Below are 21,185 nucleotides of genomic sequence, written 5' to 3'. Positions count from 1 at the left end.
GGCCCGCCCAGCTCCACCCGGCACACGCAGCAAGCAACGTAAAGGAGTCCACGTGACCGAGCGCGCGCCTCGTACCGCCGCCCCCTGGTGGCGACACGCCGCGATCTACCAGATCTACGTCCGCAGCTTCGCCGACGGCAACGGCGACGGCGTCGGCGATCTGGCCGGCGCCCGGGACCGGCTGCCGTATCTGCGCGAACTCGGCGTGGACGCCCTGTGGTTCACCCCCTGGTACGTCTCCCCCATGGCCGACGGCGGCTACGACGTCGCCGACTACCGGGACATCGACCCCGTCTTCGGGACCCTCGCCGAGGCCGAGTCCCTCATCACCGAGGCGCACGCGCAGGGCCTGCGCGTCATCGTCGACCTCGTGCCCAACCACTGCTCCGACCGCCACCCCTGGTTCCGGGAGGCACTCGCCGGGGGCCCGCAGGCACCGGCGCGCGACCGCTTCTGGTTCATGCCCGGCCGCGGCGCGCACGGCGAACTCCCGCCGAACGACTGGCAGTCGTACTTCGGCGGGCCCGCCTGGACCCGCGTCGTCGAGGCCGACGGCACACCCGGCGACTGGTACCTGCACATGTTCGCGCCGCAGCAGCCCGATCTGAACTGGGAACACCCCGCGGTGCGGGCCGAGTTCGAGGACATCCTGCACTTCTGGCTGCGCCGCGGCGTGGACGGCTTCCGCATCGACGTCGCGCACGGCCTGGCCAAGAAGCCCGGCCTGCCGGACGTCGGCCCCGCCCCCGACCCGACGGACCTGCCGTACCAGGACGTCGACGACGTCCACGAGGTCTACCGCTCCTGGCGCAAGATCCTCGACGCCTACGACGGGGAGCGCACCTTCGTCGGCGAGGTGTGGCTGCCCACCGCCGAACAGTTCGCCCGCTATCTGCGCCCCGACGAGCTGCACTCGGCCTTCAACTTCGAGATCCTGTGCGCTCCCTGGGACGCGCGGGTGCTGCGCGAGGTGGTCGAGCGCACGCTCGCCGCGCACGCGCCGGTCGGCGCCCCGCCGACCTGGGTGCTGGCCAACCACGACACCATCCGGCACGTCACCCGCTACGGCCGCGAGGACACGTCGTTCGACATGTCCGACAAGCGGCTGCTGGACCCCAGCGACACCGGACTGGGCCGCCGCCGGGCCCGTGCCGCGGCGCTCCTCACCCTGGCCCTGCCCGGCGGGGTGTACGTCTACCAGGGCGACGAACTCGGCCTGCCCGAGGTGCAGGACCTGCCCGACGAGCTTCTCCAGGACCCCACGTTCACCCGCTCCGGCGGCACCGACCGGGGCCGCGACGGCTGCCGTGTCCCGCTGCCCTGGACCGCCGAGGGCCCGTCGCTCGGCTTCTCCCCCGCGGGCGCGGCGGCCACCCCCTGGCTCCCCCAGCCCGCCGACTGGGACGGCCTCGCCGTGGCCGCCCAGCAGGACGACCCGGACTCGGTCCTGAACCTCTACCGCACGGCCCTGTCCCTGCGCCGGACCCGGCTGACCCGTCTCCCCGAGACCCTGACGTGGACCGAGTCGGCGGCCGACGTCCTGAGCTTCACCCGCCAGGACGGCTTCCACTGCCTGACCAACCTGTCCCCCACCCCGCAGCCCCTCCCCCGGGACACGGAGGTGGTCCTGGCCAGCGGCCCCCTGGAGGAGGACGCGGAGGGACGGGTGACGGTGCCGGGGGACACGACGGTGTGGTCGTGGGAGCGGGGGGCCACTTCCTGAAACGGGGACACCGGGGGTGAAACGCCCCGGGAAAACACCGATGGTGCAGACCGGTTCCGGTCTGCACCATCGATGATGATTTCTGTGTCCGAGGGGGGACTTGAACCCCCACGCCCGTTAAAGGGCACTAGCACCTCAAGCTAGCGCGTCTGCCATTCCGCCACCCGGACGAGGTGTCTGCCGCCTGGACGGGGGTCTTCCCCGCGGCGACATGGACAACAATACCAAGCTTTCGGAGTGCCCTTCACCTGCATATCCGGGCCTCCGGAGCGGGTCCGCGCGGTCGGACGGGGGTGCGCCTACAGTCTCACCATGGGTGACTGGATGACTACCGGGGGCTTGCCCGAGGGGCGTCGGCCGCGAGCGCTGTCGCCGTTGCGGGAGCATCTGCGGGACACGTTCTGGTTCGCGCCCACCGCGGCCATGGTGCTGGTCTTCGTGGTGTGGACGGTGGCCGGCGCGCTCGACACCGCGATCGTCGAGTCGCTCCAGCGGTCGCGGGACTACGACACGCTCGACAACCTGCTGCGGCTGGCCGAGGACACCAAGACCGTGGTGACGTCGGTCAGCTCGGCGATGATGACCTTCATCGGCGTGGTCTTCAGCATCTCGCTGGTCGCCGTGCAGATGGCGAGCGGGCAGTTCAGCCCGCGGGTGGTGCGCATCTTCGTACGGAGCCGGATCACCAAGGCGACGTTCGCGGTGTTCCTCGCGACGTTCCTGCTGTCGCTCCTCGTGCTCACCTCCTACGAGTCGAACACCGAGGCACGGCTGGTGACCTCGGTCCCGCTGGTGCAGTCGGTGCTGACGCTCCTGATGCTGGGGCTGAGCCTGCTGCTCTTCGTGCTGTACGTGAACCAGACGCTGCGGCTCATGCGCATCAGCCATGTCATCGACCACATCACCCGGGACGCGTTCAAGCTCGTCGGGCGGATGCCGGTGGTCCGTTCGACCGGCGAGGAGGACGCCCTCGGGCCGGAGACCGCGCGGGTCGCCCATCAGGGACGGGCCGGGGTGCTGCGGGACGTGAACATCGCCCGGCTGGTGCGGACCGCGCGGCAGCAGGACGTCGTCCTGCGGCTGATCCCCCGGATCGGGGACTTCGTCGTCCCCGGCACCCCGCTGCTCGCCGTGCACGGAGGGCCCGCCCCCTCGCGGCGGTCGCTGAGCTACACGGTGAACGTCGGGGTGGAGCGGACCTTCCATCAGGACTTCTCGTTCGGGCTGCGGCAGCTCGCCGACATCGGACTGCGGGCGCTGTCGGCGGCGGTGAACGACCCGACCACCGCCGTGCAGGCGATCGACCGCATCGTGCAGTTCCTGTCCGCCGTCGTGCGCCGGCCCCTCGACACGGCGCTCCACCGCGACCGGCGCGGGGCGGTGCGCCTGGTGCAGCCGGTGCCCGGGTGGACGGAACTGGTCGATCTCGCGTTCGCGGAGATCCGGGCGTGCGCGGTGGGCAGTCCGCAGGTGACGCGGCGTCTCATGGCCGGCCTCGACGACCTGCTGCTCGTCGCCCCGGAGGAGCGCCGGGAGCCGCTGCTGCGGCACCGCGCCCTGCTGGTGGAGGCCGTGCAGCTCTCCGTCGCCGAACCGTCGGACCGCGCCTTCGCGCTGCGGCCGGACCGGCAGGGCATCGCGTAGCGGGCCCGCCGCGGACGGGGCGGCGCCCGGGCCGGGCGCCGCCCCTCGCCTCACGGCATCAGGTGGTGGTCCGGGAAGTTGCCGGGGAGCCGTTCCCCGGGCGGGCCCTGGGTGACCGCGCGGACCAGGAGTTCCCCGCCGACGAACGCGCCGCGCCACGACGCGCCGAAGCCGCCGAACAGTTCGTCGCGGTCGCCGCGCGAGCGGGGCCTGCCGTGGCCGACCTTGAAGGCGCGGATCTGCGGGGCGAGTCGGTCGTACGTCGCCTCGTCGTCCGTGGACAGGGTGGCGACCAGCGCGCCGTTCGAGGCGTTCATGGCGGCGAGCAGCTCGGCCTCGGTGTCGACCAGGACGATGGTGTCGACCGGGCCGAAGGGTTCCGCGTGGTGCAGCGGGGAGGACGGCGGCGGGTTGAGGAGGGTGACGGGCTGGACGTACGCCGAGGTGTCCTGGCCGGGCAGGAAGCGCGCGTCGGCCGGGTTGCCGCGGTGCAGCGGGACGGCGCCCCGGTCGATGGCCTCGGCGACCTGGTCGTGGAGTTCCTTGGCCTTGGCCGCGTTGATGACCGGGCCGAAGTCGAGCGAGGGGCAGGGGTCGTCGGGGTGCTCGACGGCGAGGGGGTGGCCGGTCCGCAGGGTGCGGACGGCGGGGAGGTACGCGGTGAGGAAGTCGTCGAAGAGGGAGCGCTGGACGACGAACCGCGGGTAGGCCGTGCAGCGCTGCTTGCCGTAGTCGAAGAGTTTGGGGACGACGGCGGTCAGCGCGTCCCAGTCGGTGTGGTTCCAGATGCCCCAGGTGTTGAGTCCCTCCTGTTCGAGGACGTGGCGCTTGCCGAGGTCGGCGACGGCGGTGGCGACGGCGGCGCCGGTGTCGCGTCCGCCGACGAAGGAGACGCAGCCGATCTCGGGCGCGCGCACGAGTGCCTCCGACAGTTCGCCGCCGCTGCCGCTGACCAGGGTGACGGGGACCCCTTCGCGGGCCGCGAGCGCGCAGGCGAGGGTGAGGCAGGAGACGCCGCCGTCGGTGGGGGTCTTGGCGATGACCGCGTTGCCGGCCAGGGCCTGCACCAGCATCGCGTGGACGAGGACGCTCATCGGGTAGTTCCAGCTGGCGATGTTGGAGACCGGTCCGTCGAGCGGTGTCCGGCCGTCGAGCATGGGCTCGATGCCGTCGACGTACCAGCGCACGCCGTCGATCGCCCGGTCCACGTCGGCCTGGGCGAGTCGCCAGGGCTTGCCGATCTCCCAGACGAGGAGGAGGGCGAGGAGTTCGCGGTGTTCGGTGAGGGCGTCGAGGGTTGCGGCGACGCGGGCGCGGCGCTCCGCGAGCGGGACGTGGCGCCAGGCGCGGTGCTGGTCGAGCGCCGCGCCGACGGCCTGCCGGGCGGTGGCGCCGTCGAGGCGGGGCGGGCCGGCGATGGGTGCGCCGTCGACGGGGCTGGTGGCGGGCAGGCTCCGGCCGTCCGCCTGCCAGGCGGCGTTCCAGAGGTTGAGGACACGGTCGTCGCGGAAGGCCTCGGGGGCGACGGTGAGGCAGCGCCGCCAGGCGTCGGTCCAGGACGTTCCGGACTTGAGGACGAGGGGGTCGCGGGCTTCCGCGGGGGTGGGGTCGAGGGTCGTCATGGGTGTCTCCGCTCTCGGTGCACAGTCGGGGGCGGGGGCCCGGCGTCCGCCCTGCGGCGGGTCGCCCGGGCCGGCGCGAACAGGCGTCGCGCCGGGTAAGGGGAAGGTAGTGAGGTGGCGCGGTTTCCGGGAGTCACCTCACATCGACTATGAGTGAGGTCACGTCGGGTCAGGCGGGCCGGGCGGGGTTGCCGAGCCGGGCGCGGACCAGCCGGGCCGTCTCGGTCGGGGTGCCGCCGACGGGTATGCCGGCGGCCTCCAGTGCCTCCTTCTTGGCCCGGGCGGTGCCCGAGGAGCCGGAGACGATGGCGCCCGCGTGGCCCATGGTCCTGCCCTCGGGGGCGGTGAATCCGGCGACGTAGCCGACGACGGGTTTGGTGACGTGGTCGCGGACGAAGGCGGCTGCCCGTTCCTCGGCGTCGCCGCCGATCTCCCCGATGAGGACGACGAGTTCGGTGTCGGGGTCGTCCTGGAAGGCGGCGAGGCAGTCGATGTGGCTGGTGCCGACGACGGGGTCTCCGCCGATGCCCACGCAGGTGGAGAAGCCGATGTCCCGCAGCTCGTGCATGAGCTGGTAGGTGAGGGTGCCGGACTTGGAGACCAGGCCGATGGGTCCCGGTCCGGCGATGTCGGCGGGGATGATGCCCGCGTTGGACTGTCCGGGGGTGATCAGGCCGGGGCAGTTGGGGCCGACGACGCGGGTGCCCCGTTCGGCGGCGTGGGCGCGGAAGGCGACCGCGTCGTGGACGGGGATGCCTTCGGTGATGACGACGACGAGGCCGGTGCCGGCGTCGGCCGCCTCCTCGACGGCGGCCCTGGCGAAGGCGGGCGGCACGAAGACGACGCTGACGTCCGCCCCGGTCGCCTCGACGCCCTCGCGCACCGACCCGAAGACGGGGACGGACCGGTGCGCGGTGCCGAGGCCCGCGGGGTTCTGGGGGACGTCGAAGCGGACGGTCCGGCCCGCCTTGCGGGGGTTGACGCCGCCGACGACGTCGGTGCCGGCCGCGAGCATGCGGCGGGTGTGCCGCATGCCCTCGGCTCCGGTCATGCCCTGCACGAGGACTTTGGACTCCTTGGTGAGGAAGACGGCCATGTCCCGCTCCTTCAGGTGGTGTTGGCGAGGTGGGCGGCGCGGCGGGCGGCGTCGTCCATGGTGGTGGCCCGGTGCACGAGCGGGTGCGCGCGGTCGTCGAGGACGGTGTGGCCGCGTGCGGCGTTGTTGCCGTCGAGCCGGACGACGATCGGCTTGGTGGGCCGCAGGGTGTCGAGGGCCGCCACGATGCCGTCGGCGACGGCGTCGCAGGCGGTGATGCCGCCGAAGACGTTGACGAGGACGGCTTTGACGTCCGGGTCGGGCAGGACGACGGAGAGGCCGTCGGACATGACCCGGGCGGAGGCTCCGCCGCCGATGTCGAGGAAGTTCGCCGGGCGGGCGCCGCAGCCCGCGATCACGTCGAGGGTGGACATGACGAGGCCCGCGCCGTTGCCGATGACGCCGACCTCGCCGTCCAGTTTCACGTAGGTGAGTCCTCTGGCCGCGGCGGACGCCTCCAGGGGGTCGTCGTGCGGGGCGCCCCCCTCGCCCCTCCGGGCCCGGCGGAAGCCTGCGTTGTCGTCGAGGGTGATCTTGGCGTCGAGGGCCGTGAGCCTGCCCTGGGCGGTGAGGGCGAGGGGGTTCACCTCGACGAGGAGGGCGTCCTCGCGGACGAGCACGTGCCAGAGGCGTACGAGGACGTCGGCGGCCCGCGCGGGGAGTCCGGCCGCCCGGACGATGCCGGCCGCCTTCGCCGGGGTGACGCCCTCCGCCGGGTCGACGGGGACGCGGGTCACCGCCTCGGGCCGGGTCGCGGCCACCTCCTCGATGTCCGTGCCGCCCTCGGTGGAGAGGACGGCGAGGAACTGTCCGCGGGTGCGGTCGAGGACGTACGCGACGTAGAACTCGGCGTCGATGTCGACGGGTCGGGCCAGCATCACGGTGCGGACGGGGTGTCCCTTGATGTCCGTGCCGAGGATCCGCCGGGTCATCAGCTCCGCCTCGGCCGTGTCGGCCGCGAACCGGACGCCGCCGGCCTTGCCGCGCCCGCCGGCCCTGACCTGTGCCTTGATGACGGCCGGTCCGCCGAGCCGGCGGGCGATGGCGCGGGCCTCCCGCGGCGAGTCCGTGATGCCGGCGGGTGGCACCGAGATGCCGTGTTCCGCGAGGAGTTCCCGCGCCTGGTGCTCGTACAGGTCCATGTTTCCGCTCCTGTCCTGAAAGTGGTGCGCGACCTCTGGACATCACCCAGCGGATGCGGGATAACAATCTTCATACAGTATTCGTCGACTGTATGCAATGTGCCGGGTGGGGTCCGACCACCGGCGGCACCATGGGCGGCCCAAGGCAACGGACAAGTGAGGTGACCTGTGACGACCAAGGCTCTCGAAGGCATCCGCGTGCTCGACATGACACACGTTCAGTCCGGTCCCTCGGCGACCCAGTTGATGGCGTGGCTCGGCGCCGACGTGGTCAAGCTGGAAGCGCCGGCCGGGGACATCACCCGCACCCAGCTGCGGGACATCCCGGACGCCGACTCCCTCTACTTCACGATGCTCAACAGCAACAAGCGCAGCATCACGCTCAACACCAAGACGGAGCGCGGCAAGCAGCTCCTGACCGAGCTGATCCGCCGCTCGGACGTCATGGTGGAGAACTTCGGCCCCGGCGCCGTCGACCGGATGGGCTTCACCTGGGACCGGATCCGCGAGATCAACCCGCGGATCGTCTACGCGTCCATCAAGGGCTTCGGGGACGGTCCGTACACCGCCTTCAAGGCCTACGAGGTGGTCGCGCAGGCCATGGGCGGGTCCATGGCCACCACCGGCTTCGAGGACGGCCCGCCGATGGCGACCGGCGCGCAGATCGGGGACTCCGGCACCGGCATCCACGCCGTCGCCGCCGTCCTCGCGGCCCTGCTGCAGCGCACCCGCACCGGCCGCGGGCAGCGCGTCAACGTCGCGATGCAGCACGCCGTCCTGAACCTCTGCCGGGTCAAACTGCGCGACCAGCAGCGCCTCGCGCACGGACCGCTCGCCGAGTATCCGAACGAGGACTTCGGGGACGAGGTGCCCCGGTCCGGGAACGCCTCCGGCGGCGGACAGCCCGGCTGGGCCGTACGCTGCGCGCCCGGCGGGCCCAACGACTACGTGTACGTCATCGTCCAGCCGGCCGGCTGGCAGCCGCTGACCCGGCTGATCGGCCGGCCCGAACTCGCCGACGACCCCGAGTGGTCCACCCCGCAGGCCCGGCTGCCGAAGCTGGCCAAGATGTTCCAGCTCATCGAGGAGTGGACCAGCACCCTGCCCAAGTGGGAGGTGCTGGAACGGCTCAACGCCGAGAACATCCCGTGCGGGCCGATCCTGTCCACCCGGGAGATCATCGAGGACTCCTCCCTCGCCGCCAACGAGATGGTCGTCGAGGTCGAGCATCCCGAGCGCGGGTCCTACGTCACCGTCGGCAACCCGCTGAAGCTCTCCGACTCCCCCGTCGAGATCACCGCCTCCCCGCTCCTCGGTGAGCACAACGCGGAGATCTACGTCGGCGAACTCGGCCTGGGCGACGAGGAACTGCGGCTGCTCCAGTCCACCGGGGTGATCTGAGATGGCCTGTCCGTACCTGCTGTTGGGGGGCGCGTCGATGACATGAGTGTGCGCGGGGACGGCCGACGGTGCGCGTCGGCCGGCCCCGGGACCCGTGAGCGCACGAAAGGCATTTGGCAGGGGGCGCTGACCAGATCTTTCGACGCAAGGGGTGCTGGACCGACATGACAACCACCGACTATTCGACCTCCGTCCCCTACCAAGAGGTGACGGATCCGGGCGGCCGGGTGTACCGCGTCGGCGAGTCCGACGTCGACATCATGGGCCGCACACGCAAGTGGATGGTCCTCCTGCCCTGGGCGGGCATGATGGGCATCAGTTCCGCCGAGTACGCGTTCACCTCGGCGGAGGACACGCTGCACGACGCGCATCTGTGGAGCAGCGGACACATCTTCTGGCTGATGGGCGTCTGGATCTTCTTCCAGGCGGCCGTGGCCTTCCCCGCCGGGCAGCTGCGCGAGAGCGGGCGGCTGCCGGCCCGTACGGCGATGCTGCTGGGGGCGCTGGGCACGCTGCTCGGCTATCTGGCGCTGGCGTTCGCGCCCCATGTGGCGATCGCCTATCTCGGCTTCGGCGTGTGCAGCGGCATCGGGGCCGGTCTCGTCTACGCGACCTGCGTGAACATGGTCGGCAAGTGGTATCCGGAGCGCAAGGGCGGCAAGACGGGCTTCGTCAACGGCGGTTTCGCCTACGGGTCCGTGCCCTTCGTGTTCCTGTTCACCTCGTACATGGACCTGGGCAACTACCGGGGCGTGCTGGTGGGCGTCGGTCTGCTGTGCTGCGCGATCGTCGCGGTGGCCGGCTGGTTCTTCAAGGACCCGCCGAAGGGCTGGTGGCCGGCGCACGTGGATCCGCTGAAGGTGTCGGACGACCCGAAGATCCGCCGGGCGCTGAAGAAGAACCCGCCCGCCGTGAAGCAGTACACCCCGAGGGAGGCGGCGCGTACCCCCGTTCTGTGGATGATGTGGTTCTGTCTGCTGTGCACGGCCGGGATCAACATCTTCGGCATCGCCTTCCAGGTGCCGTTCGGCAAGGACATGGGCTTCGCGGGCGGGATCGTGGCCACGGCGATGTCCCTGAAGGCCATCGTCAACGGCACCGGGCGCGGCGTGATCGGCTGGATCTCCGACCGGGCCGGCCGCCGGCACACGCTGATCATCGTGTGTCTGGTGCTGGGCACCGCACAGTTCGGGGTGCTGATCTCCGGCCAGATGGGCAGCATGCCGTTCTTCCTGTTCTGCTCCATGGTCTCCGGCTTCGGCGGCGGCGCGATCTTCCCGCTGTTCGCGGCGATGACGGCGGACTACTTCGGTGAGAACAACAACGCGTCCAACTACGGCATGGTCTACAGCTCGAAGCTGATCTCGGGCCTGGTGGGTTCCGGGATGGGCGCGGTCGTCGTGGGCGCGTGGGACTACCACGGGGCCTTCGTGCTGGCCGGGTCCGTCGGACTGGCGTCCGCCGTACTGGCTCTGTTCCTCAAGGCGCCGGACCGACCGCAGGCCCGGAGCATCGTTCCCAATCCGCACCCGCTCGGCGAGGAGATGGCGTGATGACGGCGGAACCCATGGCGGCGAAGGACCGGCCGGACGACTCCGGCACCCCCCGGCGTGCCTACCGGGAGGTCACCGACCCCCGGGGCCGGGTCTACCGGATCGGCGAGAGCGACCGGGACATCCTCGGCCACTCACGGAAGTTCATGGTGTACCTGCCGTGGGCGGCCATGATGGCGATCAGTGTCTTCGAGTACGCCTTCGGCTCGGCCGAGGACACCCTGTCGCACGCGCACGGCTGGACGCAGAGCAACACCTTCTGGATCCTGAGCGTCTGGGTGTTCTTCCAGGCGGGCATCGCGTTCCCGGCGGGCTGGCTGCGGGAGAAGGGCATCCTCACGGCCCGCAGGGCGATGTACGTGGGCTCGGTGATGTGCGCGATCGGCTTCCTCGCCCTGTCGCACCTCGGCAACGTGCTGCTGGCCATCCTCGGCTTCGGCGTGATCGGCGGGCTCGGTTCCGGGCTGGTGTACGCGACCTGCATCAACATGGTCGGCAAGTGGTTCCCCGAACGTCGGGGCGCGAAGACGGGGTTCGTGAACGGCGGCTTCGCCTATGGGTCGCTGCCGTTCATCTTCATCTTCAACTACGCCTTCGACACGGCCAACTACCACCGGGTGCTCGACCTCATCGGGGTCTACGTGATGGTCGTGGTGTTCGTCTCCGCGTTCTTCTTCAAGGACCCGCCGAAGAACTGGTGGCCGGCGGACATCGATCCGCTGACGTACGGCGGCAGCGCGAAGGGGGCCGCGAGCCTCGCGAAGAACCCTCCGGCGGTGAAGCAGTACACGCCCAAGGAGGCCATCAGGACCGGGATGCTCCCCCTGATGTGGGTCGCGCTGGTGATGACCGCGGGCGTGTCGATCTTCGGCATCTCCTTCCAGGTCGACTTCGCGAAGGAGGTGGGCTTCGGCCCGTTGGTGGCGGCGTCGTCGATGGGCGTGATGGCGGTCATCAACGGCGTCGGCCGGGGTGTGGTGGGCTGGCTGTCCGACACCTGGGGCCGCAAGCAGTCCCTGGTGTTCGTCATCGTGGTCCTCGGGCTCGCGCAGTTCGGCGTGATCTGGGCCGGTGACATCCACAGCGAGGCGCTGTTCCTGTTCTTCGCCTTCCTCTCCGGGTTCGGCGGCGGCGCGTTCTATCCGATGTTCGCGGCGTTGACCCCGGACTACTTCGGCGAGAACTACAACGCCACCAACTACGGCCTGGTGTACAGCGGCAAGCTGATCAGCGGTCTGTTCGGCGGTGGTCTCGGCTCGATGGTGGTCGCGGCGTGGGGCTACAACGGCGCGTACGCGCTGGCGGGCGGGATCTCCATGGTGGCGGCCGCGATCGCCCTGCTGCTGAGGCAGCCGGGACGCAGCACGGCGGACACCTCGTCGCCCCAGCCGCAACCGGTGGGCTGAGGACGGCCGCCCGCACCGGGGCGGCCCGACAGGTGAGGGGCCCTCCCGGCCGTACCGGCGGGAGGGCCCCTCACGTCGCGCTCCCGGCGGAACGCCGGTGGACGGGCAACCGCCCTCGCCCGTCTAGCCGTTGCCTCCGAAGGCCGCGTCGAAGGATGCCGACGGCGGGTCGAAGTCGTAGGCCTTCAGGCGCTTCAGCGCCTCGGGCGCGCCCTGGAGCCGGTCCATCCCGGCGTCCTCCCACTCGACCGATATCGGTCCCGTGTAGCCGATGGAGCGCAGCATGCGGAAGACGTCCTCCCAGGGGACGTCGCCGTGGCCCGCGGAGACGAAGTCCCAGCCGCGGCGCGGGTCGCCCCAGGGCAGATGGGAGCCGAGGCGGCCGTTGCGGCCGTCGAGGCGCTTGCGTGCCTCCTTGCAGTCGACGTGGTAGATCCGGTCGCGGAAGTCGTGGAGGAAACCGACCGGGTCGAGGTCCTGCCACACGAAGTGGGACGGGTCGAAGTTGAGGCCGAAGGCCGGCCGGTGGTCGACGGCGGCCAGGGCCCGGTGGGTGGTCCAGTAGTCGTACGCGATCTCGCCGGGGTGGACCTCGTGGGCGAACCGGACGCCCTCGGCGTCGAAGACGTCGAGGACCGGGTTCCAGCGGGTCGCGAAGTCCTCGTAGCCGCGCTCGATCATCGACTCGGGGACGGGCGGGAACATCGCGACGAGGTGCCAGATCGCCGAGCCGGTGAAGCCGATGACGGTGTCGACGCCGAGCGTGGCGGCCGCCCGGGCGGTGTCGGCGATCTCGGCGGCGGCCCGCTGCCGTACGCCCTCCGCCTCGCCGTCGCCCCAGACGCGGGCGGGCAGGATGGCCCGGTGGCGTTCGTCGATGACGGCGTCGCAGACGGCCTGCCCGACGAGGTGGTTGGAGATGGCCCGGCAGGTCAGCCCGTACTTGTCGAGCAGGGCGCGCCGGGAGTCGACGTAGGCCGGGTCGGCGAGCGCCTTGTCGACCTCGAAGTGGTCTCCCCAGCAGGCGAGTTCGAGGCCGTCGTAGCCGAAGTCGCGGGCCAGGCGGCAGACCGCTTCGAGGGGCAGGTCGGCCCACTGGCCGGTGAACAGCGTGAAGGTGCGCGGCATTGGGGCCTCCTCAGACCGCGATGGGGGTGTAGACGGAGTTCTTCTCGGCGCTCTCCTCGACCGCGGCGAGGACGCGCTGCACCTGGAGACCGTCGGCGAAGGACGGGGTGGGCGGACGACCTTCGGCGACGGCCAGGACCAGGTCACGGGCCTGGTGCACGAAGGTGTGCTCGTAGCCGAGGCCGTGGCCCGGCGGCCACCAGGCGTCGAGGTAGGGGTGGTCGGGCTCGGTGACCAGGATGCGGCGGAAGCCGGCGTGCGTGGCGGGCTCGGTGTGGTCGTGGTAGGAGAGTTCGTTGAGGCGCTCCAGGTCGAAGGCCAACGAGCCGCGCTCTCCGTTGAGTTCGATGCGCAGGGCGTTCTTGCGTCCGGTGGCGAAGCGGGAGGCCTCGAAGGAGGCGAGGGCGCCGGAGGCGAAGCGGGCGGTGAACAGCGCGGCGTCGTCGACGGTGACGGCTCCCGGACCGGGCCCGTGGACGCTGCCCACGGCTGCCGCGTCCGCGGCGGTCCCGGGTACGGAACCCGCGGCCGCCGCCCCGGTGCCGCCCGCCGGTCCGCCCGGTTCCGGCACGGCCGACAGGCCGCTGGACGCTCCCGTGGGCCACGGCCGGCTGCGCACGAACGTCTCGGTGAGCGCGGACACGCCGCCGAGCGGTTCGCCCGCCAGGAACTGGGCGAGGTCGATGATGTGGGCGCCGAGGTCCCCGAGCGCCCCCGAGCCGGCCACCTCCTTGCGGAGCCGCCAGGTGAGCGGGAAGTCCGGGTCGACCAGCCAGTCCTGGAGGTAGGTCACCCGTACGTGCCGGAGGGCTCCGAGGCGGCCCTCGGCGACCATGGAGCGGGCGAGCGCCGTGGCGGGCAGCCTGCGGTAGTTGAAGCCGACCATGGACAGCCGGCCGTGTTCGAGGGCCGTCGCGGCCGCCGCGGCCATCGTCTCCGCCTCGGCGACCGTGTTCGCGAGGGGCTTCTCGCACAGCACGTGCTTGCCCGCCGCCAGCGCGGCGACCGCGATCTCGGCGTGCCTGTCGCCGGGGGTGCAGATGTCGACGAGGTCGACGTCGTCCCGGGCGATCAGCGCACGCCAGTCCGTCTCGGCCGCCGCCCAGCCGTGCCGGTCGGCCATCGCCCGCACCGCCGCCCCGTCCCGGCCGCAGACCGCGGCGAGCACGGGGCGCAGCGGCAGGTCGAAGACGCGGCCCGCGGTGCGCCAGCCCTGCGAGTGGGCGGCGCCCATGAACGCGTAGCCGACCATGCCGACACGCAATGGGGGCTTCGCGGCCTCGTCACCCCGGTGCGGCTGTCCCATACGGATGTCCTCCTCGTCGTCGTCGCGCGGTGCGGGAAGGGGCCCGGACCCCCGTGCCGGGCCCCTGGAACGGGGGCGGCTCACTTGAAGCCGGTGGGCATGTACTGCTTGACGTTGTCCTTGTCGACGACGGCGGAGTAGAGGGTGAGCGAGGCGGGGATCTCGAACTCGGCCAGCCCTCCGACGCCCTTGCCCTGGCCGAGGGTGCGGGCGAGGTCGATCGCGGAGGCGGCCATCGTCGGCGGGTACAGGACGGTGGCCTTCAGGACACTGTCGTCGGCCTCGATGGCCTGGAATGCGGAGAGCGCGCCGGCGCCGCCGACCATCAGGAAGCCGTCCCGTCCCGCCTGCTCGATGGCCCGCAGGGCGCCCACGCCCTGGTCGTCGTCGTGGTTCCACAGCGCGTCGAACTTCGGTTGTGCCTGCAGGAGTTGGGCCATCTTGGCCTGGCCGGTCTCGACGGTGAACTCGGCTGCCTGGCGGGCGACCTTCTTGATGTTCGGGTAGTTCTTCAGCGCCGCGTCGAATCCTTGGGTGCGTTGTTTGGTCAGCTCCAGGTTGTCGATCCCGGCCAGCTCGATGACCCGGGCGTCGCTCTTGCCCTTGAGCTTCTCCCCGATGTAGTGGCCGGCGCTGAGCCCCATGCCGTAGTTGTCGCCGCCGATCCAGCAGCGGTACGCCTGGGGCGAGTTGAAGATCCGGTCGAGGTTGATGACGGGGATGCCCGCGCGCATCGCCTTGAGGCCGACCTGGGTGAGCGCCTTGCCGTCGGCGGGCAGCACGACCAGGACGTCGACCTTCTTGTTGATCAGTGTCTCGATCTGGCCGATCTGCGCGGCGGTGTCGTTGGAGCCCTCGGTGATCTCCAGACTGACGTCCGCGTACTTCTTGGCGCGGCTCTTGGCGTTGTCGTTGATGGCGTTCAGCCAGCCGTGGTCCGCCTGCGGCCCGGCGAAGCCGATGGTGACGTGCTTGCCGGGCTTGTCGTCGGCGGCCGGCCGGTCGTTCGCGGCCGGCTTCTCGTCCTTGGTGTCGTTGCTGGTGCAGCCGGTGAGGAGGACGCCGGCCGAGACGGCGGCGGTGCCGAAGAGCAGTCCTCTGCGGCTGGTCAGACTCGTGGGTTCTGGCATGGCGGTGGACCCTTCCCGTGTCAGGTCGTGCTTGCTGTGCGCCGCTGGACCAGGACCGCGGCGACGATGATCGCGCCCTTGGCGATCTGCTGGACGTCGCTCTGGAGGTTGTTCAGCGCGAAGATGTTGGTGATCGTCGTGAAGATGAGGACGCCCAGCACGGAGCCGGTGATGGTGCCGCGGCCTCCGCTGAGCAGGGTGCCGCCGATGATCGCGGCCGCGATGGCGTCGAGTTCGTACAGGTTGCCGTTGGTGTTCTGGCCGGAGCCGGACAGGACGATCAGCAGGAACGCGGCGATGCCGCAGCACAGTCCGGACAGCAGGTAGAGGTAGAGCCGCTGGCGTCGAACGTCGATGCCGGCGAGGCGGGCGGCCTCCGCGTTGCCGCCGACGGCGACGGTGCGGCGGCCGAAGGTGGTGCGGTTCAGGATCAGCCAGCCGATGACGGTGACGACGGCGAAGACGAGGACCAGCGGCGGAACGCCCAGCACGTACGCGTCGCGTTCGCCGAGTCGGAGGACGCCGTCCACCGACACGATCTGGGTCCTGCCGTCGGTGATCTGGAGCGCGAGACCGCGGGCCGAGGCGAGCATGGCGAGGGTGGCGATGAAGGGCACCATCCCGCCGTACGCGACGAGCAGTCCGTTGACGAGGCCGCAGCCCACACCGACGAGCACCGCGGTGAAGAGGATGCCCGCGAAGCCGTACTCCTGCGTCGCGACCGTGGTGGCCCACACCGAGGACAGGGCGACGATCGCGCCGACCGACAGGTCGATGCCGCCGGAGGTGATGACGAAGGTCATGCCGACGGTGACGACGCCGATCACCGAGGCCTGGGTGAGGACGAGCTGGAGGTTGCGGGTGTCGAGGAACTCGTCGGGCCGGGTCACCCCTCCGATGACGACGAGGACCGCGAGGACACCGAGGAGCGAGAGGGTGCGGACGTCGGCGCGGGCCACCGCCGTTCGCCACACCGGGAGTTCACCCGTCGAGGGCGCCTTGCCGGCGCCTTCCCGGGGCGGGGACACGTGCTGCGTCATGACGCCGGGCTCCCTTCACTGGCCACAGGGCTTCCTTCCATGACGAGGTCGAGTACGCGGTGTTCGTCCAGTTCCGTGGCCGGTGCCTCGTGGACGACGCGGCCCTCGCGGAGCACGAGGACCCGGTCGGCGAGCCCGAGCACCTCGGGCACCTCGCTGGAGACCATGAGGACGGCGAGTCCCTCGTCGGCGAGCCGCCGGACGACGGCGTACAGCTCGGCGCGGGCGCCGACGTCGACCCCGCGGGTGGGTTCGTCCAGGAGCAGGACCCGGCAGCCGCGCAGCAGCCAGCGGGCGAGCACGGCCTTCTGCTGGTTCCCGCCGGACAGGGTGCGCACCGGCGCGGACGGGTTGTCGGGGCGCAGCGAGAGTTCCCGGGTCGCCGCCCGTGCCGCGCCGCGCTCGGCCCGCCGGTCGATCCAGCCGGCGTGCGCGTAGCGGGACATGGACGACACGGACACGTTGCGGGTGACGGACTCCAGCATCAGCAGGGCCTGGGCCTTGCGTTCCTCGGGGGCGAGGCCGAGCCCGGCGCGTACGGCCGCCCGCACGCTCCCGGTGCGCAGTGGCCTGCCCGCGACGGCGACCCGGCCGGTGGTGGGTCTGCGCGCCCCGTAGATCGTCTCCAGGATCTCGGAGCGTCCGGAGCCGACGAGTCCCGCGAGGCCGACGATCTCGCCGGGGCGGACGTCGAGGTCGAGGGGAGCGAACTCACCCTGACGGGAGAGGCCCCGGACGGTGAGGACGGGGTCGGCCGCCGGCGATCCGGCGGGCCGGTCGGGGAAGACGTACTCGACGTTGCGGCCGGTCATCAGGGCCACGACCTCGCGGGTCGGGGTGGACCGGGCGGGCAGTCCGCCCGCGACCGCCCGCCCGTCCTTCAGCACGGTGACCCGGTCGCCGATGCGGCGGATCTCCTCCAGCCGGTGCGAGATGTACACGACGGCGACGCCGGCGCGGGTCAGGTCGCCGACGATGCGGAAGAGGTTGTCGACCTCGTCGGGGTCGAGGGCGGCGGACGGTTCGTCCATGACGATCAGCCGTACGTCGTGGGAGAGCGCGCGGGCCATGGAGACGATCTGCTGCTGGGCCGCCGACAGGTCGCCGACGAGGCGCCCCGGATCGATCTCCGGGTGCCCGAGCCGGTGGAGCAGCGCGGTTGTCGACGCCTTGGCGGCCTTCCCGCGCACGACGAATCCGGCGGTGGTGAGTTCGTGTCCGAGATGGACGTTCTCCGCGACCGACAGGCCTTCCACCAGGTCGAGTTCCTGGTAGATGGTGGCGATGCCGAGGCGCATCGCGGCGATCGGGGACCGGAGGGTGACGGGTTCGCCCCGCCAGCCGATGGTGCCGTCGTCGGGCTGGTGGGCGCCGGCCAGGACCTTGATGAGGGTGGACTTCCCGGCGCCGTTCTGGCCGAGCAGACAGTGGACCTCGCCGGCCTGCACGTCGAGGTCGACGCCGTCGAGGGCCCGGACGCCGGGGAACGACTTGGTGATGCCGGACATGGTGAGCAGTGGTGGTTCGGGTGCCATGACGGTTCCCCTTGGCAGGCGTGCGGGCCGGTTGCCGGGTGGTGCGCGTTCAGGCGAGCTGTTTTCGGACACGGCGGAGCCGGGCGTCGTGCCGGTGGACCGTGACGAGGTGCGGTGAGGTGAGGTGAGGTGAGGTGAACTGTGCGGGTTACGCGGGTGAGAACAGGTGGTCGCTGATCAGCCGGGCTCCGCCGATGACTCCGGCGGTCGGACCCAGCTCTCCGAGGACGATGGGCAGGTTGCCGGTCGCGAGCGGGAGCGACTGGCGGTAGACCTGGGTGCGGATCGCGGCGAGCAGGGTGTGGCCGAGGCCCGTCACCCCGCCGCCGATCACCACCAGGCCCGGATTGAAGAAGCTGACGAGTGCGGCGATCACCTGGCCGGTGCGGTTGCCGCCCTCCCGGATCAGGTCGAGCGCGGTGGCGTCGCCCGCCGCGGCCGCGGCGGCGACGTCGACGGCGGTGAGGCCGCCGTTCGCCTCCAGCCGCGCGGCGAGTTCGGCCGAGCGTCCCTGGTGGGCGGCGTCCACGGCGTCGCGCGCGAGCGCGGCGCCGCTGAAGTGGGCCTCCAGGCAGCCCCGGTTGCCGCAGGCGCACGATCGTCCGCCGGGCACGGCCTGGATGTGCCCGATGTCCCCCGCGCTGCCCGTCGCCCCGCGGTGCACCTCTCCGCCGACGACGATGCCGCAGCCGATGCCGGTGCCGATCTTGACGCAGAGGAAGTCGCCCACGGAGCGGGCGACGCCCGCGTGCTGCTCCCCCATCGCCATCAGGTTCACGTCGTTGTCGACCATGACCGGGCAGCCGAGTTCCTGGCTGAGTGCCTCGCGGACCGGGAACCCGTCCCAGCCGGGCATGATCGGCGGGGCGACCGGTACGCCTTCGGGGAAGCGGACGGGTCCGGGGACGCCGATGCCGGCGCCGTCGAACCCCTCCGCGAGCCCCGACGCCTTCAACTTCGCCGCCATGGCGAGGACTTGCTCGAAGACAGCGACCGGGCCCTCGCGGACGTCCATGGGCTGGTTGAGGTGCCCGAGGATCTCCAGTTCGGCGTTGGTGACGGCCACGTCGACCGAGGTCGCCCCGATGTCGACGCCCAGGAGGCGCAGCGCCGGCGCGAGCCGGATGTTGTGGGAGCGGCGACCGCCGCGTGAGGCGGCGAGGCCGTCGGCCACGACGAGTCCGGTCCCCAGGAGCCGGTCCACCTCGACGGCCAGTTTCGACCGGGAGAGGTCGACCTGATCGCCGAGCTGCGCACGGGAGTTGGGGCCGCCGTCACGCAACAGCCGCAGCAGCCGGGCCTGATGGGCGTTCGCGGGTCGTGCCGTCATCCGTCTCACGAGCCCCTCCCCGCCCCACCGGCCTGCGTCCGTCGGTTTCCGGCCACCCGCACCGGTCGCGCTTTCGAGGGGAACGTAGCAGCGGCTGCCGGAGGGGGGAAGAAGTAGCGCAGCAATCGGCACCTACTTTCTCCACTCCGTGGACAAAGCCGGGCGCGCGGGCGTGCCGCGGACCGTCGGCGGGGGTGCCGCGGACGGTCGGCAGGCCGGTCGGCTCAGGTGCTCAGCGGGTCACTTCGGACGCTCGTGGTACATCTTCCGGGTGTGCTCCGTGTGGGCCCGCATGACCGCGGTGGCGCGCTGTCCGTCGCCGCCCGCGATCGCGGCGATCAGCTCGCGGTGCTCGATCCAGGACTGCCGGCCGCGCTGCCGGGCGACCGGCGTGTAGTACCAGCGGACCCGGCGGTCGACCTGTGCGGCGAGTTCGGCGAGCACCGCGTTGCCGGCGAGTTCCATGACCTTGGCGTGCAGCCGGGCGTTCAGCGCGACCGCGGCGTCCACGTCGTCGGCGGCCACCGCTCGCTCGCCCTGCGCGCACAGGTCCTCCAGCGCGCCGATCGCGTCGCCGCCCGCGTTGCCGGCGGCGAGCCGGGCCGCCTCGGCCTCCAGGAGAGTGCGCACCGTGAGGAGCTGGTCGGCCTCCTCCTCGGTCGGCTCGTGCACGAACGCGCCCTGGGCGGGCCGCAGATCGACCCAGCCCTCCGTGCTCAGCCGCTGCAGCGCCTCCCGCACCGGCTGCCGGGACACCCCGAGGTGACCGGCGAGTTCGCTCTCGACGAGGTGCTGGCCCGGCTGGAGGGCCCGGGTGGTGATGAGTTCGAGCAGCGCCTCGTACACACGGTCGCGCAGTGGGCCGGGCCGTTCGAGCTTGGGTACCGCTCCCTGAGGCAGTCCTGCCGACAACATCACGGTCCCTCCTGGGCAGCGCCGTCGCCGCGATAGGGAAAGTCAATTATGAATTGTCTTTCGCCTACAGTCTACGGCGCACAAAGCGGCGCGGGCACGGGAGTTGGGCCTGTCACACGGGGTGGGTACGGATCCCGGCCGGGGCCCGTCGGCGGCCCGGTCCGGTCGGTGGGAGCCGTCAGGGGCAGCGGACGACCTGTCCCGCGTACGAGAGGTTGCCGCCGAAGCCGAACAGCAGCACGGGGTCGCCCGTGGAGATCTCCCCGCGCTCGACGAGCTTGGAGAAGGCGAGCGGGATGCTCGCGGCCGAGGTGTTGCCGGACTCGACGACGTCCCGCGCGACGACGGCGTTGACGGCGCCGATCTTCTGCGCGAGCGGTTCGATGATGCGCAGGTTCGCCTGGTGCAGGACCACCCCGGCGAGGTCCTCGGGGGTGAGGCCCGCGCGTTCGCAGGCCTTGCGGGCGATCGGCGGGAGCTGGGTGGTCGCCCAGCGGTAGACGCTCTGGCCCTCCTGCGCGAAGCGCGCGGGGGTGCCCTCGATGCGGACCGCGTGCCCCATCTCGGGCACCGAGCCCCACAGCACCGGGCCGATGCCGGGCTCCGCGCCCGGCGCCGAGGCCTCGACGACGGCGGCGCCCGCACCGTCCCCGACCAGCACGCAGGTGGTGCGGTCGGTCCAGTCCGTCACCTCGGACATCCTGTCGGCGCCGATGACCAGCGCCCGGGTCGCGGCACCGGCGCGCACGGCGTGGTCGGCGGTGGCGAGGGCGTGCGTGAAGCCGGCGCAGACGACGTTGACGTCCATGGCGGCCGGGGAGGGGATGCCGAGCCGGGCGGCGACCCGGGCGGCCATGTTCGGGGAGCGGTCGACGGCGGTGGAGGTGGCGACGAGCACCAGGTCGATGTCGCCCGGCGTCAGTCCGGCGGAGGCGAGCGCCTTGGCGGCGGCGTGCGCGGCCAGCTCGTCGACCGGCTCGTCGGGCCCGGCGATGTGCCGCGTCCGGATGCCGACCCGGCTCCTGATCCACTCGTCACTGGTGTCGACCAGGCCCGCCAGGTCCTCGTTGGTGAGGATCTTGGCGGGCTGGTAATGGCCGACGGCGGCGATCCGTGAGCCGTTCATGAGTGGTCCCCCTCGTTGCCTTGGGTAGCGGGATCCACCAGTCTGATCAGTGACTCACGGGTACGACGGCAGGTGATGCCACAGGATC

General features: G+C 71.7%; 16 protein-coding genes and 1 tRNA gene. 5 read left to right on the top strand and 12 right to left on the bottom strand.

What is annotated here, in order from left to right:
- Positions 1-52: 52 nt before the first annotated feature.
- A complete protein-coding gene (locus B0675_RS20490; protein WP_081220262.1) occupies positions 53-1,723 on the top strand; it encodes an alpha-amylase family glycosyl hydrolase in 1,671 nt (556 codons plus the stop codon).
- An 85-nt stretch (positions 1,724-1,808) separates the two neighbouring features.
- On the opposite strand, the gene B0675_RS20485 is transcribed toward B0675_RS20490, so the two are convergent.
- Positions 1,809-1,893, bottom strand: a tRNA-Leu gene (locus B0675_RS20485).
- 142 nt (positions 1,894-2,035) lie between these two features.
- Between B0675_RS20485 and B0675_RS20480 the strand changes: the two genes are divergently transcribed.
- Positions 2,036-3,367, top strand: coding sequence for a DUF2254 domain-containing protein (locus B0675_RS20480; protein WP_107482687.1), 1,332 nt, complete (start codon positions 2,036-2,038; stop codon positions 3,365-3,367).
- Between the two features lie 50 nt (positions 3,368-3,417).
- On the opposite strand, the gene B0675_RS20475 is transcribed toward B0675_RS20480, so the two are convergent.
- The 3 genes from B0675_RS20475 to sucC form a co-directional block, all read right to left on the bottom strand.
- A complete protein-coding gene (locus B0675_RS20475) occupies positions 3,418-4,989 on the bottom strand; it encodes an aldehyde dehydrogenase family protein (RefSeq protein WP_081220261.1) in 1,572 nt (523 codons plus the stop codon).
- Between the two features lie 169 nt (positions 4,990-5,158).
- Positions 5,159-6,085, bottom strand: a complete 927-nt coding sequence (gene sucD, locus B0675_RS20470; protein WP_081220260.1) for a succinate--CoA ligase subunit alpha — start codon at positions 6,083-6,085, stop codon at positions 5,159-5,161.
- 11 nt (positions 6,086-6,096) lie between these two features.
- Positions 6,097-7,227, bottom strand: coding sequence for an ADP-forming succinate--CoA ligase subunit beta (gene sucC / locus B0675_RS20465; RefSeq protein ID WP_081220259.1), 1,131 nt, complete (start codon positions 7,225-7,227; stop codon positions 6,097-6,099).
- A 168-nt stretch (positions 7,228-7,395) separates the two neighbouring features.
- Between sucC and frc the strand changes: the two genes are divergently transcribed.
- From frc to B0675_RS20450, 3 genes are all read left to right on the top strand, one after another.
- Positions 7,396-8,628 (top strand): formyl-CoA transferase, encoded by a 1,233-nt coding sequence (gene frc, locus B0675_RS20460; protein WP_081220258.1) that lies wholly within the window; start codon positions 7,396-7,398, stop codon positions 8,626-8,628.
- 164 nt (positions 8,629-8,792) lie between these two features.
- Positions 8,793-10,181 (top strand): OFA family MFS transporter, encoded by a 1,389-nt coding sequence (locus B0675_RS20455; protein WP_081220257.1) that lies wholly within the window; start codon positions 8,793-8,795, stop codon positions 10,179-10,181.
- Complete coding sequence (locus B0675_RS20450) at positions 10,181-11,587, top strand: OFA family MFS transporter (protein WP_081220256.1); 1,407 nt, start codon at positions 10,181-10,183, stop codon at positions 11,585-11,587. Before B0675_RS20455 ends, B0675_RS20450 begins: the two co-directional genes overlap by 1 nt.
- A gap of 123 nt (positions 11,588-11,710) precedes the next feature.
- Here the strand turns inward: B0675_RS20450 and B0675_RS20445 are convergent, their stop codons facing one another.
- The 8 genes from B0675_RS20445 to B0675_RS20410 all read right to left on the bottom strand — a co-directional run bounded on the left by B0675_RS20445 (position 11,711) and on the right by B0675_RS20410 (position 21,097).
- Positions 11,711-12,715, bottom strand: coding sequence for a sugar phosphate isomerase/epimerase family protein (locus B0675_RS20445; protein ID WP_081220255.1), 1,005 nt, complete (start codon positions 12,713-12,715; stop codon positions 11,711-11,713).
- Between the two features lie 10 nt (positions 12,716-12,725).
- Complete coding sequence (locus B0675_RS20440; RefSeq protein WP_081220254.1) at positions 12,726-14,021, bottom strand: Gfo/Idh/MocA family oxidoreductase; 1,296 nt, start codon at positions 14,019-14,021, stop codon at positions 12,726-12,728.
- 80 nt (positions 14,022-14,101) lie between these two features.
- On the bottom strand, positions 14,102-15,151 hold the full coding sequence (locus B0675_RS20435; protein ID WP_081220253.1) for a substrate-binding domain-containing protein: 1,050 nt from the start codon (positions 15,149-15,151) through the stop codon (positions 14,102-14,104).
- Positions 15,152-15,171: 20 nt separating this feature from the next.
- Positions 15,172-16,191 carry an ABC transporter permease gene (locus tag B0675_RS20430; protein ID WP_081220252.1) on the bottom strand — a complete coding sequence of 340 codons (1,020 nt, stop codon included), beginning with the start codon at positions 16,189-16,191 and terminating at the stop codon, positions 15,172-15,174.
- A complete protein-coding gene (locus B0675_RS20425; protein ID WP_081220251.1) occupies positions 16,188-17,726 on the bottom strand; it encodes a sugar ABC transporter ATP-binding protein in 1,539 nt (512 codons plus the stop codon). Before B0675_RS20425 ends, B0675_RS20430 begins: the two co-directional genes overlap by 4 nt.
- Before the next feature lie 148 nt (positions 17,727-17,874).
- Complete coding sequence (locus B0675_RS20420) at positions 17,875-19,056, bottom strand: ROK family transcriptional regulator (RefSeq protein ID WP_081220250.1); 1,182 nt, start codon at positions 19,054-19,056, stop codon at positions 17,875-17,877.
- Between the two features lie 240 nt (positions 19,057-19,296).
- Complete coding sequence (locus B0675_RS20415) at positions 19,297-19,971, bottom strand: GntR family transcriptional regulator (RefSeq protein WP_081220249.1); 675 nt, start codon at positions 19,969-19,971, stop codon at positions 19,297-19,299.
- Positions 19,972-20,149: 178 nt separating this feature from the next.
- Positions 20,150-21,097 carry a beta-ketoacyl-ACP synthase III gene (locus B0675_RS20410; protein WP_081220248.1) on the bottom strand — a complete coding sequence of 316 codons (948 nt, stop codon included), beginning with the start codon at positions 21,095-21,097 and terminating at the stop codon, positions 20,150-20,152.
- Between the last annotated feature and the right edge of the window lie 88 nt (positions 21,098-21,185).

The organism is Streptomyces sp. M41(2017), assembly GCF_002078175.1.
GTDB lineage: Bacteria > Actinomycetota > Actinomycetes > Streptomycetales > Streptomycetaceae > Streptomyces.
Note: the sequence above shows the minus strand (reverse complement) of the source record. Positions and strands in the feature narration are given on the sequence as shown.